We start from the raw sequence: 14,591 nt of genomic DNA on the forward strand, positions 1-14,591 counted from the left end.
AATCCGCCGTCCGGCGACCGAAGCGGAAGCTGCTTGCCGCGACTCGCCGCACCCCACCCCCTTCGCCGCTCATCTGAGCGCGGTTCATCACGATCGGATCTCGGAGCGTGGGAAGGGGCTTGTCCGGGCGCCTGTAATCGATTCCAATCCTCCGTGTAATCGATTCCAGGGGCTCGTAACGGGCTCACCAGGAGGTGGTGCGGCGCATGGCGAGCATCAAGGACGTGGCGGCCCGCGCGGGTGTCTCCGTCGCCACGGTCTCCCGCGTCCTCAACAGCCACCCGTCCGTCAGCCCCGAGGCGCGCGCCCGCGTCCTCGCCGCCGTCGACGCGCTCGGCTACCGGCCCAACGCCGTGGCCAGGTCGCTGCGCACCGACCAGACCCGCACCCTCGGCCTGGTCATCAGCGACGTGCTCAACCCGTACTTCACCGAACTGGCCCGCTCCGTCGAGGAGGAGGCCCGCGCGCTCGGCTACAGCGTCATCATCGGCAACGCCGACGAGCGGCCCGAACTCCAGGACCACCACGTCCGCACCCTCCTCGACCGCCGGATCGACGGGCTGCTCGTCTCGCCCACCGACGGCGGCTCCCCGCTGATGCTGGACGCGGCCCGCGCGGGCACCCCCATGGTCTTCGTCGACCGCTGGATCCCCGGTGTGGACGTCCCCGTCGTACGGGCCGACGGCCGCGCCGCCATCCGCGACCTGGTCGCCCATCTGTACGGCCTGGGCCACCGCAGGCTCGCCATCATCGCGGGCCCGGCCGCCACCACCACCGGCAGCGAGCGCGTCGAGGCCTTCCGGGACGCCCTGCGCGAGCACCGCCTGGCGCTCCCCGAGGCCTACATCGGCCACGGCGACTTCCAGGCCGACAGCGGCCGCCGCAGCACCGAGGCCTTCCTGGCGCTCCCCGAGCCGCCCGAAGTCGTCTTCGCCGCCGACAACCTGATGGCGCTCGGCGCGCTCGACGCGATCCGGGCGCACGGACTGCGCGTGCCGCACGACATCGCGCTCGCCGCGTTCGACGACATCCCGTGGTTCGTCCACACCGACCCGCCGATCACCGCGATCGCGCAGCCCACCGGAGAGCTGGGCCGGGCCGCCGTCCGCGCCCTGGTCGACCGGATCGAGGGGCGGCCCCCGCAGTCCGTCACCCTGCCCGCGCGCCTGGTCGTCCGCAGCTCCTGCGGCGAGCACGCCCCGACCCGGAGGAGCAACCCGTGAGCGACTCCCCCGACCTGCTGCGCGTCGAAGGCATCCGCAAGGCCTTCCCCGGCGTGGTCGCGCTCGACGGCGTCGACTTCGCGCTGCGCCGGGGCGAGGTGCACGTCCTGCTCGGCGAGAACGGCGCGGGCAAGAGCACCCTCATCAAGATGCTTTCCGGCGCCCACCGCCCCGACAGCGGCCGCATCCTCGTCGACGGGCGCGAAGTGCGCGTCCACGGCGCCCAGGACGCCGAACGGCTCGGCATCGCCACCATCTACCAGGAGTTCAACCTCGTCCCCGACCTCACGGTCGCCGAGAACATCTTCCTGGGCCGTCAGCCGCGCCGCTTCGGGATGATCGACCGCAGGCGGATGGAGGCGGACGCCGCCGTGCTGCTGGAGCGGGTCGGCGTCGACGTCGCTCCCCACGCGCGCGTACGTGAACTGGGCATCGCCCGGCTCCAGATGGTCGAGATCGCCAAGGCGCTCAGCGTCGACGCGCGCGTGCTCGTCATGGACGAGCCGACCGCCGTCCTCACCTCCGAGGAGGTCGACAAGCTCTTCACCATCGTCCGCTCGCTGCGGGCGGACGGGGTCGGCGTCGTCTTCATCACCCACCACCTCGAGGAGATCGCCGCCCTCGGCGACCGCGTCACCGTGCTGCGCGACGGCAGGAGCGTCGGCCAGGTACCGGCCTCCACCCCGGAGGACGAACTCGTCCGGCTGATGGTGGGGCGCGGCATCGACCAGCAGTATCCGCGCGAACGCCCGGACGTCGGCGCCCCGTTGCTGTCGGTGCGCGGCCTCACCCGCGACGGCGTCTTCCACGACGTCGGCTTCGAGGTGCGCGCCGGTGAGGTCGTCGGCCTCGCCGGGCTGGTCGGCGCGGGCCGCACCGAGGTCGCCCGCGCGGTCTTCGGCGCCGACCGCTACGACAGCGGAACCGTCGAGGTGCTGGGCGCACGCCTGCCCCGGCACGACGTGAACGCCGCGATGGGCGCCGGGATCGGCCTCGTCCCCGAGGACCGCAAGGGCCAGGGCCTCCTCCTGGACGCCTCCGTACAGGAGAACCTGGGTCTGGTCACCCTGCGCTCGGCCACCCGCGCCGGGCTCGTGGACCGCAAGGGGCAGCGGGCGGACGCCGCACGCATCGCCGAGCAGTTGGGCGTACGGATGGCCGGGCTCGGCCAGCAGGTGCGCACCCTGTCCGGCGGCAACCAGCAGAAGGTCGTCATCGGCAAGTGGCTCCTGGCCGAGACGAAGGTGCTGATCCTCGACGAGCCGACCCGTGGCATCGACGTCGGCGCCAAGGTCGAGATCTACCAGCTCATCAACGAACTGACCGCCTCCGGGCACGCCGTCCTGATGATCTCCAGCGATCTGCCCGAGGTGCTCGGCATGAGCGACCGGGTCCTGGTCATGGCCCAGGGACGGATCGCCGGCGAACTCCCGGCACACGAAGCGACCCAGGAAGCGGTCATGGAACTCGCCGTCGGCGCCGCCCCCGCGCCCGCCCCGGCACCGCACGAAGAGGAGGGCTCCCGTGGCCACTGACACGCTCCGGAGCACCACGGGCGCGAGCGCCCCGGCGGTCCGCCGTCTGCTGCTCGACAACGGCGCGCTGAGCGCCCTGGTGGTCCTGGCGGTGGCGATGTCGCTGCTCTCCGGCGACTTCCTGACCACGCAGAACCTGCTCAACGTCGGCGTCCAGGCCGCCGTCACCGCCATCCTCGCCTTCGGCGTCACCTTCGTCATCGTCTCGGCCGGCATCGACCTCTCCGTCGGCTCGGTCGCCGCGCTCAGCGCGACCGTGCTCGCCTGGACGGCGACGAAGCAGGGCCTGCCGGTGTGGCTCGCGGTCGTCCTCGCCATCGGTACGGGCCTGGCCTGCGGCGTCGTCAACGGCGCCCTCGTCTCGTACGGCAAACTCCCGCCGTTCATCGCCACCCTGGCCATGCTCTCGGTCGGCCGCGGCCTCTCCCTGGTCATCTCGCAGGGCAGCCCGATCGCCTTGCCCGAGTCCGTCTCCAAGGTGGGCGACACCCTCGGCGGCCACCTGCCGGTCCCGGTGATCGTGATGGTGGTGATGGGCCTGCTCACCGCCCTGATCCTGTCCCGTACGTACATCGGGCGCTCCATGTACGCGATCGGCGGCAACGAGGAGGCGGCCCGGCTCTCCGGGCTGCGGGTCAAGCGGCAGAAGATCGCGATCTACGCGCTCTCCGGCCTCTTCGCCGCCGTCGCGGGCATCGTGCTGGCCTCCCGGCTGGTCTCCGCGCAGCCGCAGGCCGCCCAGGGGTACGAGCTCGACGCGATCGCTGCCGTCGTCATCGGCGGCGCCAGCCTGTCCGGTGGCGTCGGCAAGGCGTCCGGCACCCTGATCGGCGCGCTGATCCTCGCCGTGCTGCGCAACGGCCTCAACCTCCTTTCGGTCTCCGCCTTCTGGCAGCAGGTCGTCATCGGCGTCGTCATCGCGCTCGCGGTGCTGCTCGACACCGCGCGCCGCCGCGCCGGGGCCGCACCCGGGCCGGCCGCGACGGGAGCGGGCGGCGGCTTCGGCGGCAAGCGGGGCGCCGCGAAACTCGCGGTCGCGGCCGTGGCCCTCGCGGCGGTCCTGGGCGCCCTGTCGTTCGTGAACACCGGCTCCTCCGGCGCGTCCACCAAGGTGGGCATGTCGCTCTCCACCCTCAACAACCCGTTCTTCGTACAGATGGCGGCCGGGGCCAGGGCGGAGGCGAAGGCGGCCGGAGTCGACCTCACGGTCACCGACGCCCAGAACGACGCCTCCCAACAGGCCAACCAGATCCAGAACTTCACCGGCGCCGGAGTGAAGTCGATCATCGTCAACCCGGTCGACTCGGACGCCGTCGGGCCGTCCGTGCGCGGCGCCAACAAGGCGGACATCCCGGTGGTCGCCGCCGACCGGGGCGTCAACAAGGCCGAGACCGCCACCCTCGTCGCCTCCGACAACGTCGCGGGCGGCAGGCTCGCCGCCAAGACCCTCGCCGACAAGCTCGGCGGCAAGGGCAGCATCGTCGTCCTCCAGGGCACGGCGGGCACCTCCGCCAGCCGCGAGCGCGGCCAGGGCTTCGCCGAGGGCATCAAGGCGTACCCCGGCATCACGGTCGTCGCCCGCCAGCCCGCCGACTTCGACCGCACCAAGGGCCTCGACGTCATGACGAACCTGCTCCAGTCCCACGCCGACGTCACCGGAGTCTTCGCCGAGAACGACGAGATGGCACTCGGCGCAGTCAAGGCGCTGGGATCCAGGGCGGGCACCTCCGTCGCCGTGGTCGGCTTCGACGGAACGCCCGATGGCCTGAAGGCGGTCGCAGCGGGCACGCTGTACGCGTCGGTCGCGCAGCAGCCCGCCGAACTCGGCCGCATCGCCGTCCGAAACGCGGTTCTGGCGGCCAAGGGCGACGCGGTCCAGAGCACCGTGAAGGTCCCGGTCAAGGTCGTCACCCGGCAGAACGTCGTCGACTTCTCCTGACGGACGTCCACCCGCCACCCAGCCCCACCCGCCCCTCAGCGAAAGCAGGACAGGGATGTACGACTACGACCTCCTGGTCGTCGGGTCCGCCAACGCCGACCTCGTCATCGGCGTCGACCGGCGGCCCGGTCCCGGCGAGACGGTCCTCGGCTCGGACCTGGCGGTCCACCCGGGCGGCAAGGGCGCCAACCAGGCCGTGGCCGCCGCCCGGCTCGGGGCGCGCGCCGCGCTCCTCGCGCGCGTGGGCGACGACGGGCACGGGCGGCTGCTGCTCGACTCCCAGCGGGCGGCGGGCGTCGACACCGTCGGCATGTTGGTCGGCGGGGCGCCCACCGGGGTCGCGCTGATCACCGTGGACCCGTCGGGCGACAACAGCATCGTGGTCTCGCCCGGCGCCAACGCCCGCCTCACCCCCCAGGACGTACGCGCCGCCGCCAGCCTCTTCCAGGCCTCCCGGGTGGTCTCCGCGCAGCTGGAGATCCCGCTGGAGACGGTGGTCGAGACGGTCCGCAGCCTCGCGTTCGACAGCCGGTTCGTCCTCAACCCCTCGCCGCCCGGGCCGCTGCCCGCCGAGGTCCTCGCCGCCTGCGACCCGCTCATCGTCAACGAGCACGAGGCCCGCTTCCTGCTGGGCGCCTCGGCGGGCCCCGACCCCGAGGACTGGGCGCGGGCGCTGCTCCTGCGCGGCCCGCGCTCGGTGGTGATCACCCTGGGTGCGGCGGGCGCCCTGGTCGCGGCCGGAAGCACGAGCTCGTTCGTCCGCGTGGAGAGCCCGCGGGTGGACGCGGTGGACACCACCGGCGCGGGCGACGCCTTCACGGCCGCCCTGGCCTGGCGGCTGAGCCGGGGCGAGACCCTGGCGGAGGCCGCCGCCTTCGCCGCGCGGGTCGGCGCGGCCGCCGTCACCCGCCAGGGGGCGCAGGAGTCCTTCCCCACCGCCGAGGAGGTCCTGGTCCGGTGAAGAAGACCGGCATCCTCAACCGCCATCTGTCGGGCGCGCTGGCCGAGTTGGGGCACGGCGACGGGGTCCTGGTGTGCGACGCGGGCATGCCCATCCCGCCCGGCCCGCGCGTGGTCGACCTGGCCTTCCGGGCCGGGGTGCCGTCGTTCGCCGAGGTCCTGGACGGGCTCCTCGCCGAGCTGGTGGTGGAGGGCGCGACCGCCGCGCGCGAGGTGCACGAGGCGAACCCGCCGACCGCGGACCTGCTGGCCGCACACTTCCCCCGCCTGGAACTGGTCGCGCACGACGAGCTGAAGGCGCGGTCGGCGGGGGCCCGGCTGGTGGTGCGGACGGGGGAGGCGCGGCCGTACGCGAACGTACTGCTGAGGTGCGGAGTGTTCTTCTGAGCCGACCGGCCCGGCCGGCATCGGTTATCGGCCATACACGTACATATCCCGGAGGGCGCCCCCTCGCGCCCCTTACCGTGATCCCCGTGCGTCGACCGACGCAGCACGACACGGCCCACGGGGGCCTCGGGCCAGGGAGTTGCGGGAATGAATCGACGGTTGGGCACCCTTGCGGCGGTCGGCGCGCTGACCCTCGGCGCGACCGGCGCGGGCACGGCGGCGGCGTCAGCCCCGTCCTCGGCCGGATCGGGCCACACCACGGCGACGGCCGAGCTCTTCGCCACCAACAACACGGCCACCATCACCGACCCCGCCGACCCCCGCCTCAAGACGCGTCTGGTCCGCTTCGACCACGAGGTCCGGAACATCATCCGCACCCATGGCGCGAAGGCCGGTGACTCGACGCTCCTGGACGGCGTTTTCTGGTCGTCCGACCTCAAGAAGGCGACGTACGAGCGCTCGCGCGAGTTCGACGTCAACCATGTCAGCGCGGCCGGGCTGCACCACATCGCGGACGTCATCCGCAAGCAGTACAAGCAGGAGTCCGTCCTGACGTTCCGCCACCTCCCGCGTACCTCGCCCGAGACCAACGCGGTCGACATCGAGGCGACCGGGGTGACCTCGCGCGAACTGCACGACGCCCTCCTGGCGGACCCCGAGGCCCGCGACGAGCTCGGCGGCGGCTCGGTCACCGCCCGCGACGGCCGCCTCATCCTGATCGCCCCCCTCGCCGACCTCCCCCTCGCCAAGAAGTTCGTGGGCGAGCTGGGCGTGGACTGGAACAAGGCGAAGGTGCGGTACGGGGCCGAGGAGTTCGTCGGCGGATAGCGCGCGGCCGGGGCCCTCGCCGACAACGGTCGGCGAGGGCCCCGGCGTGTGCCGGTTACGACACGTACAGCTTCCCGGGGTGCGGGTAGTTGGACCGGTAGCCCGCCAGGTCACGGGCGTCGGACGGCTTGAGCTTTATGCAGCCGTTCGACTTGTAGTCGCTGTTGCCGTCCCAGCGGTAGGGCTCGCTGCTGCCCTGCTTGCCGTTCGGGAGCATCTCGCTGTGGACGAAGAGCGCGTCGCGGTTCGTGCCACCCGGCTTGCACCGGTGCTCGCCGATGTACCAGGCGAGGCCGTGGATGCCGTGCGGGCCGCCGTCCTTGTGCGCCTCGAACGAGCGGATCTTGTAGTCACCGCTCGGCAGCACGCCCCGGTTCTTGAGGCACGAGTTCGTGCTGCCCGTCCCCGACCCGGCGCGCCAGGTCTTCACCGTGTACGTGCGGACCTTGTCCGGGTTGATCACCTGGACGTACACCAGGCTCAGCCGGGAGTTGGAGGTGTCCTTGCGGTTGATCTTGAAGGAGAGGTACGTGTAGCTGCGGGACGCGGCGGCCTTGGTGGTCGCGCCGGCGGCCGACACGGCCGACTGCTGCTGCGGGGCCTTGGCGGGCGTCGGCGCGGCGTGCGCCGGCAGGACGCCGATCCCGGTGACGGCCATCGCGACGACGGCGCCGTACGCGAACTTCGACTTCCCCCGTACCGTGGTCATGGAATCGTTCCTTTCCTGAGTGGTCCCCGGAGGACTCATGTCCTCGGTGTGCGGAACACCATAGGAACCACGGCTACCGCTCGGCATTCACCGTGGGTTTGAACCCATATCAACTTCGGCGGCAGCTCCGGAGGGCGGCTCATACCCGGGCGGTAGGTCGCTCGCGGTAGCCGGCTCGTGCCCGGCGGGCGGCGCCGTGCGGTCCGCGCCGGACAGGAACGCCCTGGCCTGTGCCTCGATGTGGACGGCGCCCAGCGCTCCCGCCCAGCGCGCCACCTCGCGGGCCAGCGCCTCGGCGGCCGCCGCGTCGCCGGTGGTACGGGCGAGGACCGCGAGCAGCATCTGCTGCGAGAGCGTGCCCGGGACCAGCCCGGCCCGCGCCCCCAACTCGGTGGCCCGCTCCCAGCGTTCGCGCGCCCGCACGGGGTCACCGGCGTCGTGGTCGTGGTCGCCGAGGTGGCGCAGGGCCTCCCGGGCGAGCCGGTCGTCGCCGTGTCCGGCGGCGCGCAGGGCGGCCGCGTAATGGGCGGGCGCGGAGTCGCGCTCGGCGAACAGGTTGTCCGCTATCAGGCCGAGGTACATCTCCGCCCAGCCCGCCCGTACGGCGTCCGGCGCCCGCTCGCGCAGCGATACGGCCCGGCGCCGGACTTCGGCGAGCGCCCGCGCGTCCTTGCCCTCCGGGCCGAGCCGGAAGCTCCCGCCGACGAAGATCTGGCCCGCGTAGTCGTGCCGCAGCCCCAGGAACGCCAGGTCCCAGCGGTCGTCGGAGTCGAGGTCGGCGGCGCCCTCCTCGGCGACGGCCAGCCGCTTCGCCGTCAGGTCGGTCCCGCCGAACCAGTCGCTCTCCAGGGCGACTTCGACCGCCGCCAGGGCGATCCGCGCCCGGCTCCCCTCGTCCCCCGGCTCCGTCGCGTCGAGGAGAGCCGCCGCCCGGCGCCACCGCCCGCCCCGGGCCAGCTCCAGCGCGGCCGCGATCACGTCGTCGACCGGGACCCGACTCCTCTTGCCCATCTCGGTGTTCGTCATGGCGAGGAAGGTAGTTATCGAAAAAACTATCCACAAGAAAACTACCTTGGGCGTAACGCGGTAAAGCCGTAAGCCGTGAAGCCGTAGGGCATCGAGACGTGAAGAGGGGGTTGCCGTGCCGGAAGACTCGGCCGATCGGCAGGTGGCGCGCTGGGCGCGGGAGTTGGATCCGTACGACCCGGTGAAGGAGGCGATCGTGATGCGCCTGGCGATCCTGGGGCGGTACCTCGCCCAGACCCGCCGGGAGGCCCTGGACTCCGACGGGCTCAGGCACGGGGAGTTCAAGATGCTCCTGATGCTCCGCCGCCAGGGCCCGCCCTACACCACGAGCCCGTCCCGGCTCGCCGATCTGCTCGGCCTCACCCGGGGCGCGCTGTCGGCCCGGCTCGGGCCGCTGGAGCAGGCCGGGCTGCTCACCCGGACGACCGACGCGACCGACCGCCGCCGCGTCCACGTACAGCTGACCGAGGCCGGGCACGCGGCGCTGCGGGGGCATCTCGACTCCGAGGGCCGGGGCGAGGACGCCCTGCTGTCGGTGCTCGACGACGACGAGCGGCACGCCCTCGCCGGTCTGCTGCGCAAGCTGGTCGTGGGCGTCGAGTCCGGGCCCGGGGCGGCTTGACACGCCCGGTCACTCTGACCGGATCGGTCGGTCACCCTGTGTGACCACGTGGGTATCACCCGTCCCGCCGTCCACAGGGCGGCCCTGGCGCAGCCGGATTGGCCACTTTAAGTGGTCGCACACCCCGTGCATTTCGCGGAAGTACGGCGCAAGCTGGAATCGGAGCCGGGCCGTCTATCCCCGAGCAGACGGCCCCGCTCTCTCCGGGGCGCCGCCGAACGCGGGAGGACGGCGCCCCGAAAACACGCCCGCGCACGGGCCCCGCTCTCAGCCCACCAGATCCGGGTGGTGCAGCCGGGCCACCTGCGGGTGGGCGCGCAGCCACCCCTTCAGCTCGTTGCGGCCGTACTCGGCGTGCAGCGGGTTGTCCGTGCTGTGCGCCACGCCCGGCGCGTGCGCCAGATAGTCGCCGGGGACCGTGTCGACACGGGCGTCCAGGCGCGGGTTGTAGAAGAACGGCACCGAGTACCGCTCCACCGCTCCGGGCGGCGAGACCACCCGGTGGTCGGTCGCGGAGAGGTAGCCCTCGGTCGCGATCTCCAGGAGCTCGCCGAGGTTGACGACGAAGGCGCCGGGCAGCGGCGGTACGTCCACGAAGCCGTCCCCGAGCCGGACTTGGAGCCCGCCCACCGAGTCCTGGAGCAGCAGCGTGAGGAAGCCGTAGTCCTTGTGGGCGCCGACGCCCTGGCCGTCGCCCTCCGGCGCGCTTCCGGGGTAGCGGATCAGCTTGGTGTGCAGATGCGGGCGCTCGGCGAAGGCGGCGTCGAAGAAGTCGGCCGGGGCGCCGATCGAAGCCAGCAGCTCCTGGAGCAGCCGGTGCGCCACGGCTGCGAGCCGGTCCTGCCAGTCGAGGACGACGGTGCGCAGCTCGGGCAGCGCGTCGGGCCACTGGTTCGGCCCCTCCAGCCAGCGGTACGCCGGGTCGTCGGGCCCCACCTCGGGCGCGGGCCGCTCGGCCCCGACGTCCAGCTGGTCGCGCCAGTCCGAACGCCCGCCCGTCAGCTCGTGGCCGATGCGGGTGTAGCCCCGGAAGTGCGGCGAGCGCAGATTGCTCAGGGCGAGCCGGTCGGCCTCCGGCAGCGCGAAGAACTCCCTGGTCAGCCGCAATATTCGGGCGACCTCGGCGTCGTCGATGCCATGTCCGGTGAGGTGGAAGAACCCGGTGTCGCGAGCCGCTCGGTGCAGCCCCTCGCGGAAGGCGTCACGCGTGGCCGGGTCGTCGGCCTGCGAGAGGGCGACCACGGGGAGTGAGGTGGGAAGCAGGGTGGTGCTGGACATGAGCGGGTTCCGTTTCCGTTCCGGGATGTACGGAGGTCCTGTTCCCGGGGTTGGCGGGAGGGAGGCCCGGGACGGATCGGCGTATGGGTGCGCCGGAACCGGAGGGACCGCGACAGGACCGTTGGCAGAAGGGCGAAGGGCCGGGGCGGGCGGAAAGCCGGGCCGGGGCCGTGGCCGCGAAGGCCGCGAGGGTCAGTCCTGCGGGCGACAGCTCATGCTGGTGACGCGCACGTAGTCCACGTGTCGGCGCATCACCAGAAGAGTCATGCCTTGAGGGTACGCCCACGGCGCCCGCTCGCGGACGAGACCTTCCCCACACCCCTGCTTCACGCCCGGTTCAGGCCCCGGCCACCTCGCTCCCACGGGAACGGACCCGGACGCCCCGGACGCGGGGTTGCCCGACCAGTGACCCCGGCTAGTGGACCATCCCCTGCTTCCGCGCCTGGCGTCCCGCCGCACCGTCGCGGCAGCCCTCCACCCACAGCGCGGGGTTGTAGCCCGCCTTCACCCCGCCGCGCCCGGCCGACCGCCACCGCTCGCAGCCGCCCTTGAGCAGCATGCGGGCCTCGGCGCCGGTGCGGTCGTAGTGGCGCGCGCGGGAGCCCGCGATGAACCCCGACTCGTACGCGATGTCATCGGCCCACGGCGGCCGGTCGTTGTACTCCCAGATGAGGTAAGAAGCCGCCGTCAGCAGCAGGGTGACGGCGGCGGCGATCGCGCCGACCCTCTTCAGGCGCGCGCGGCGGGGGGTGCGGTGCGCGCCGATGGTGTGATGCCCCAACAAGACCATGACCGCACCATGTCAGCCGGGACCTTTCCCGGATGTTTCGTCAAAGGCCGTTGACAGGATCCAGGGGGCGGGCGCGCTGATCCGATCGGGGCAACCCCCAGCCTGCCTACCGCGCCCGGCGTCCCGGGTTGGCGAGAGTCGTACGCGATCAGCCGCACACGCCGGCCCGCCCACCAGCCAAGGGACCCCCCTGCTCCGTCGCCTCCGACGAACCCCGGGAGCTGACGCCCCGTGAGCAGGCGGGCCTCGCGTTCGCGGGCCAGGTGCTCGGCAGCTTCCTCGGCGGTGCGCCGCTGCGCGGCGCGGGCCTCTGACAGCGCGAGGCGGGCGCCCACCCCTCGGAAGGGGTGGGCGCCCGCTTTCGCACGTTCCGCAGCCGGATCAGCTCACGCTGACCGCGGCCCAGGCCGCGTTGACCGCCTTGTACTCGGCGCTGCTGGCGCCGTAGAGCGCGCTCGCCGCGTTGAGCGTGGCGGTGCGGGCGCCCGCGTAGTTGGTCGTCGACGTCATGTACGTGGTGAGCGCCTTGTACCAGATCTGCACGGCCTTGTCCCGGCCGATGCCGGTGACCGTGGAGCCGTTCGAGGTGGGCGAGTTGTAGCTGACGCCGTTGATGGTCTTGGCGCCGCTGCCCTCCGAGAGCAGGTAGAAGAAGTGGTTGGCCGGGCCCGACGAGTAGTGCACGTCGAGGTTGCCGAGGCCGGAGTACCAGCTGTCCTTGGACCCGCCGTCCTTGCTCGGCTTGTCCATGTACCGCAGCGGCGTGCCGTCACCGTTGATGTCGATCTTCTCGCCGATGAGGTAGTCGCCGACGTCGGTGGAGTTGTTCGCGTAGAACTCCACCGAGGTGCCGAAGATGTCCGAGGTCGCCTCGTTGAGGCCGCCGGACTCACCGCTGTAGTTCAGGTTGGCGGTGGCCGCCGTCAGACCGTGCGACATCTCGTGCCCGGCCACGTCCAGCGAGGTCAGCGGGGCGGCGTTGCCGGACCCGTCGCCGTACGTCATGCAGAAGCAGCTGTCGTCCCAGAACGCGTTGACGTAGCTGTTGCCGTAGTGCACCCGGCTGTAGGACGCCACGCCGTCGTTCTTGATGCCGTTGCGGCCCAGCACGTTCTTGTAGAAGTCCCAGGTGACCGCCGCGCCGTAGTGCGCGTCGACGGCCGCGGTCTGGGTGTTGGAGGCCAGCCCGTTGCCCCACACGTCGTCCGCGTCGGTCAGGAGCGTGCCCTTGCCCGAGGTCTTGTGGGCGAGGTTGTACGTCTTGTGGGCGCCCCGGGCGGAGTCGCTGAGCTGGTAGGTCGACCCGGAGAGCGTGGTGCCCAGGGTCACCTTGCCGCTGTACTCGCTGTTGCCCGTACCGGTCTTGACGGCCTGCCACTCGGAGAGCTTCTTGCCGGTGGTGGCGTCCGTGACGACGTGCAGCTGGCTCGGGGTGCCGTCGTCCTGGAAGCCGCCGACGACCGTCTCGTAGGCGAGCACCGGGGTGCCGCTCGCCGCCCAGATCACCTTGCGCGGCGCCTGGTCGGCGGTGGCCTTCTGGGCGCCGGCGCCCTTGGCGGCGGTGAGCGCCCTCTGCTGGACGGTGGCCGCGCCGAGCGCGGGGGTGGTGGAGGCGACCTTGATGGCGGCTCTGGTCGCCCGGGTCACGCCCGCCGGCTTGCCCGCCTTGGTCTCGTGGACGACGAGGTCGCCGCCGAGGACGGGCAGTCCGGCGTAGGTGCGCTCGTAACGGGTGTGGACGGCGCCGTCGGCGTCCTTGATCACATCGCGGACGACCAGCTTCTCCTGGGCGCCGAGGCCCAGTTCACCGGCGGTCCTGGCGGTGGTGGCGTTCGCCTCGCGGATCAGCTCGGCCCGCTGGGAGGCGGAGAGGCGGAGCGGCTGCGCGGAAGAGCCGTCGGCCGTGGGGGAGGCGCCGGCGGATCCGGAGGACAGGCCGGTGAGGCCTGCGGCGAGCAGCGCGGCGGCGGCGACGGAGCCGGCGACGCGCGTAGAACGCGATATACGAGAGGTCACGCGAGCGTCCCTTTCTGAGGGGGGAGGTGTGGGGGGTGCGGGTGCCACGTGCGACCACAGCGTTGCAGGCAAGGCGCGTACATGTCATGAAGGTGTCGCCGGAATGACCGGAAAGCAACTGCGGGGCGGTGAGCCGGGGTGGAAGGGGAAGTTGCTTTCCGGCCAAGGGATTTCAGGAGTGCCTGGTCGTCGTGGGTCAAGCTGTGAACCAGCTGTGACTTTCCGTGGTGGCTGGAAAGTGACCTTCGATGTGAAGGCGGGTGCGGCCGTGGGGGAGGGGTCTGGACGTGCGGCGGCGTACGTGGCTACTGTCTTCTGCACATACTCAAAAAATTGAGTATGCAAGGGAAGAGGTGGCTGATGGCGACGAGCGCCTTCCGCAAGGCCGTGGAGTCCGGCGACCACGCCGCGATCGAGGAACTGCTCGCGGAGAACGTGGTGTTCACCAGCCCGGTGGCGTTCAAGCCGTACCCGGGCAGGGCGATCACGGCGGCGATCCTGCGGGGTGTGAGCCGGGTCTTCACCGACTTCCGCTATGTGCGGGAGATCGTCGGCACCGACGGCCGGGACCAGGCACTGGTCTTCACGGCCAAGGTCGACGGGCTGGAGGTCAACGGCTGCGACTTCCTCCACTTCGACGAGGACGGGCTCATCGACGACCTCACGGTGATGGTGCGCCCGCTGTCCGGCGCGAACGCGCTGTCCCAGGCCATGGGGGCCCAGTTCGACCGCATCCGCGCGGAGGCCGCCGCGGGCTGAGCGTGCACGAAAGAGCCCGGGCCCACGAGGTGTTCCTCGTGGGCCCGGGCCTTTGTGTCGCGGGAGCCGCTACTCGACGACGAGCTCGACCTCGATGTTGCCGCGCGTCGCCTTGGAGTACGGGCAGTAGGCGTGGGTCGCCTCCACCAGCTGGCGGCCGGTCTCGCCCGCGAGCTCGTCCGGCAGCTCGACGCGCATGACGACCGCGAGGCCGAAGCCGGTGTCGTCCTTGCCTATGGAGACCTCGGCGGTGACCGAGACGTCCTTGGTGTCGACCTTCATCTGACGGCCGACCGCACCCATGGCGCTGGCGAAGCACGCCGCGTACCCGGCGGCGAAGAGCTGCTCGGGGTTGGTGCCCTCGCCGTTCCCGCCGAGCGCCGCCGGCATGGCCAGCGGGAGGTCGAGCCGGCCGTCCGAGCTCACGGCCCGGCCCTCGCGCCCGTTGGCGGTGGCGGCGGCGGTGTACAGCGCGTCCATGGGATGCCTCTTCTTCCGTCCGGTGGTGAGCGGCGTCCG

15 protein-coding genes are annotated in these 14,591 nt (G+C 72.1%); 9 read left to right on the plus strand and 6 right to left on the minus strand.

The features are described from left to right. Nucleotides 1–206 precede the first annotated feature (206 nt). From IE252_RS01530 to IE252_RS01555, 6 genes are all read left to right on the plus strand, one after another. Complete coding sequence (locus IE252_RS01530; protein WP_190087370.1) at nucleotides 207–1,223, plus strand: LacI family DNA-binding transcriptional regulator; 1,017 nt, start codon at nucleotides 207–209, stop codon at nucleotides 1,221–1,223. Next, complete coding sequence (locus IE252_RS01535; RefSeq protein WP_190087371.1) at nucleotides 1,220–2,758, plus strand: sugar ABC transporter ATP-binding protein; 1,539 nt, start codon at nucleotides 1,220–1,222, stop codon at nucleotides 2,756–2,758. Before IE252_RS01530 ends, IE252_RS01535 begins: the two co-directional genes overlap by 4 nt. Beyond that, a complete protein-coding gene (locus IE252_RS01540) occupies nucleotides 2,748–4,697 on the plus strand; it encodes an ABC transporter permease/substrate-binding protein (protein WP_190087372.1) in 1,950 nt (649 codons plus the stop codon). Before IE252_RS01535 ends, IE252_RS01540 begins: the two co-directional genes overlap by 11 nt. A 55-nt stretch (nucleotides 4,698–4,752) precedes the next feature. Continuing rightward, nucleotides 4,753–5,658, plus strand: a complete 906-nt coding sequence (locus IE252_RS01545; protein ID WP_190087373.1) for a ribokinase — start codon at nucleotides 4,753–4,755, stop codon at nucleotides 5,656–5,658. Continuing rightward, on the plus strand, nucleotides 5,655–6,044 hold the full coding sequence (gene rbsD, locus IE252_RS01550) for a D-ribose pyranase (RefSeq protein WP_190087374.1): 390 nt from the start codon (nucleotides 5,655–5,657) through the stop codon (nucleotides 6,042–6,044). Before IE252_RS01545 ends, rbsD begins: the two co-directional genes overlap by 4 nt. A gap of 147 nt (nucleotides 6,045–6,191) precedes the next feature. Next, nucleotides 6,192–6,872 carry a hypothetical protein gene (locus tag IE252_RS01555; protein WP_190087375.1) on the plus strand — a complete coding sequence of 227 codons (681 nt, stop codon included), beginning with the start codon at nucleotides 6,192–6,194 and terminating at the stop codon, nucleotides 6,870–6,872. A 55-nt stretch (nucleotides 6,873–6,927) separates the two neighbouring features. Here IE252_RS01555 and IE252_RS01560 read toward each other — a convergent pair whose 3' ends face one another. Together IE252_RS01560 and IE252_RS01565 are read right to left on the minus strand one after the other, a co-directional pair. Then, nucleotides 6,928–7,581 carry a L,D-transpeptidase family protein gene (locus IE252_RS01560; RefSeq protein WP_190087376.1) on the minus strand — a complete coding sequence of 218 codons (654 nt, stop codon included), beginning with the start codon at nucleotides 7,579–7,581 and terminating at the stop codon, nucleotides 6,928–6,930. 87 nt (nucleotides 7,582–7,668) lie between these two features. After that, nucleotides 7,669–8,607, minus strand: coding sequence for a serine/threonine-protein kinase (locus tag IE252_RS01565; protein WP_190087377.1), 939 nt, complete (start codon nucleotides 8,605–8,607; stop codon nucleotides 7,669–7,671). Nucleotides 8,608–8,722: 115 nt separating this feature from the next. Between IE252_RS01565 and IE252_RS01570 the strand changes: the two genes are divergently transcribed. Next, nucleotides 8,723–9,229, plus strand: coding sequence for a MarR family winged helix-turn-helix transcriptional regulator (locus IE252_RS01570; protein WP_229847831.1), 507 nt, complete (start codon nucleotides 8,723–8,725; stop codon nucleotides 9,227–9,229). A gap of 267 nt (nucleotides 9,230–9,496) precedes the next feature. On the opposite strand, the gene IE252_RS01575 is transcribed toward IE252_RS01570, so the two are convergent. Then, complete coding sequence (locus tag IE252_RS01575; protein ID WP_190087378.1) at nucleotides 9,497–10,507, minus strand: isopenicillin N synthase family dioxygenase; 1,011 nt, start codon at nucleotides 10,505–10,507, stop codon at nucleotides 9,497–9,499. A gap of 415 nt (nucleotides 10,508–10,922) precedes the next feature. Then, nucleotides 10,923–11,297 carry a hypothetical protein gene (locus IE252_RS01580; RefSeq protein WP_190087379.1) on the minus strand — a complete coding sequence of 125 codons (375 nt, stop codon included), beginning with the start codon at nucleotides 11,295–11,297 and terminating at the stop codon, nucleotides 10,923–10,925. A 128-nt stretch (nucleotides 11,298–11,425) separates the two neighbouring features. Between IE252_RS01580 and IE252_RS01585 the strand changes: the two genes are divergently transcribed. Beyond that, complete coding sequence (locus IE252_RS01585) at nucleotides 11,426–11,611, plus strand: hypothetical protein (protein ID WP_190087380.1); 186 nt, start codon at nucleotides 11,426–11,428, stop codon at nucleotides 11,609–11,611. A gap of 67 nt (nucleotides 11,612–11,678) precedes the next feature. Here IE252_RS01585 and IE252_RS01590 read toward each other — a convergent pair whose 3' ends face one another. Further along, nucleotides 11,679–13,313, minus strand: a complete 1,635-nt coding sequence (locus tag IE252_RS01590; protein ID WP_190087381.1) for a M4 family metallopeptidase — start codon at nucleotides 13,311–13,313, stop codon at nucleotides 11,679–11,681. Between the two features lie 339 nt (nucleotides 13,314–13,652). On the opposite strand from IE252_RS01590, the gene IE252_RS01595 reads away from it, so the two are divergent. Next, nucleotides 13,653–14,072, plus strand: coding sequence for a nuclear transport factor 2 family protein (locus tag IE252_RS01595; RefSeq protein WP_229847951.1), 420 nt, complete (start codon nucleotides 13,653–13,655; stop codon nucleotides 14,070–14,072). A gap of 69 nt (nucleotides 14,073–14,141) precedes the next feature. On the opposite strand, the gene IE252_RS01600 is transcribed toward IE252_RS01595, so the two are convergent. After that, nucleotides 14,142–14,552 (minus strand): organic hydroperoxide resistance protein, encoded by a 411-nt coding sequence (locus IE252_RS01600; protein ID WP_190087383.1) that lies wholly within the window; start codon nucleotides 14,550–14,552, stop codon nucleotides 14,142–14,144. Nucleotides 14,553–14,591 lie beyond the last annotated feature (39 nt).

The sequence above is a fragment of the Streptomyces melanogenes genome (genome assembly GCF_014649795.1).
Classification (GTDB): Bacteria; Actinomycetota; Actinomycetes; order Streptomycetales; family Streptomycetaceae; genus Streptomyces; species Streptomyces noboritoensis.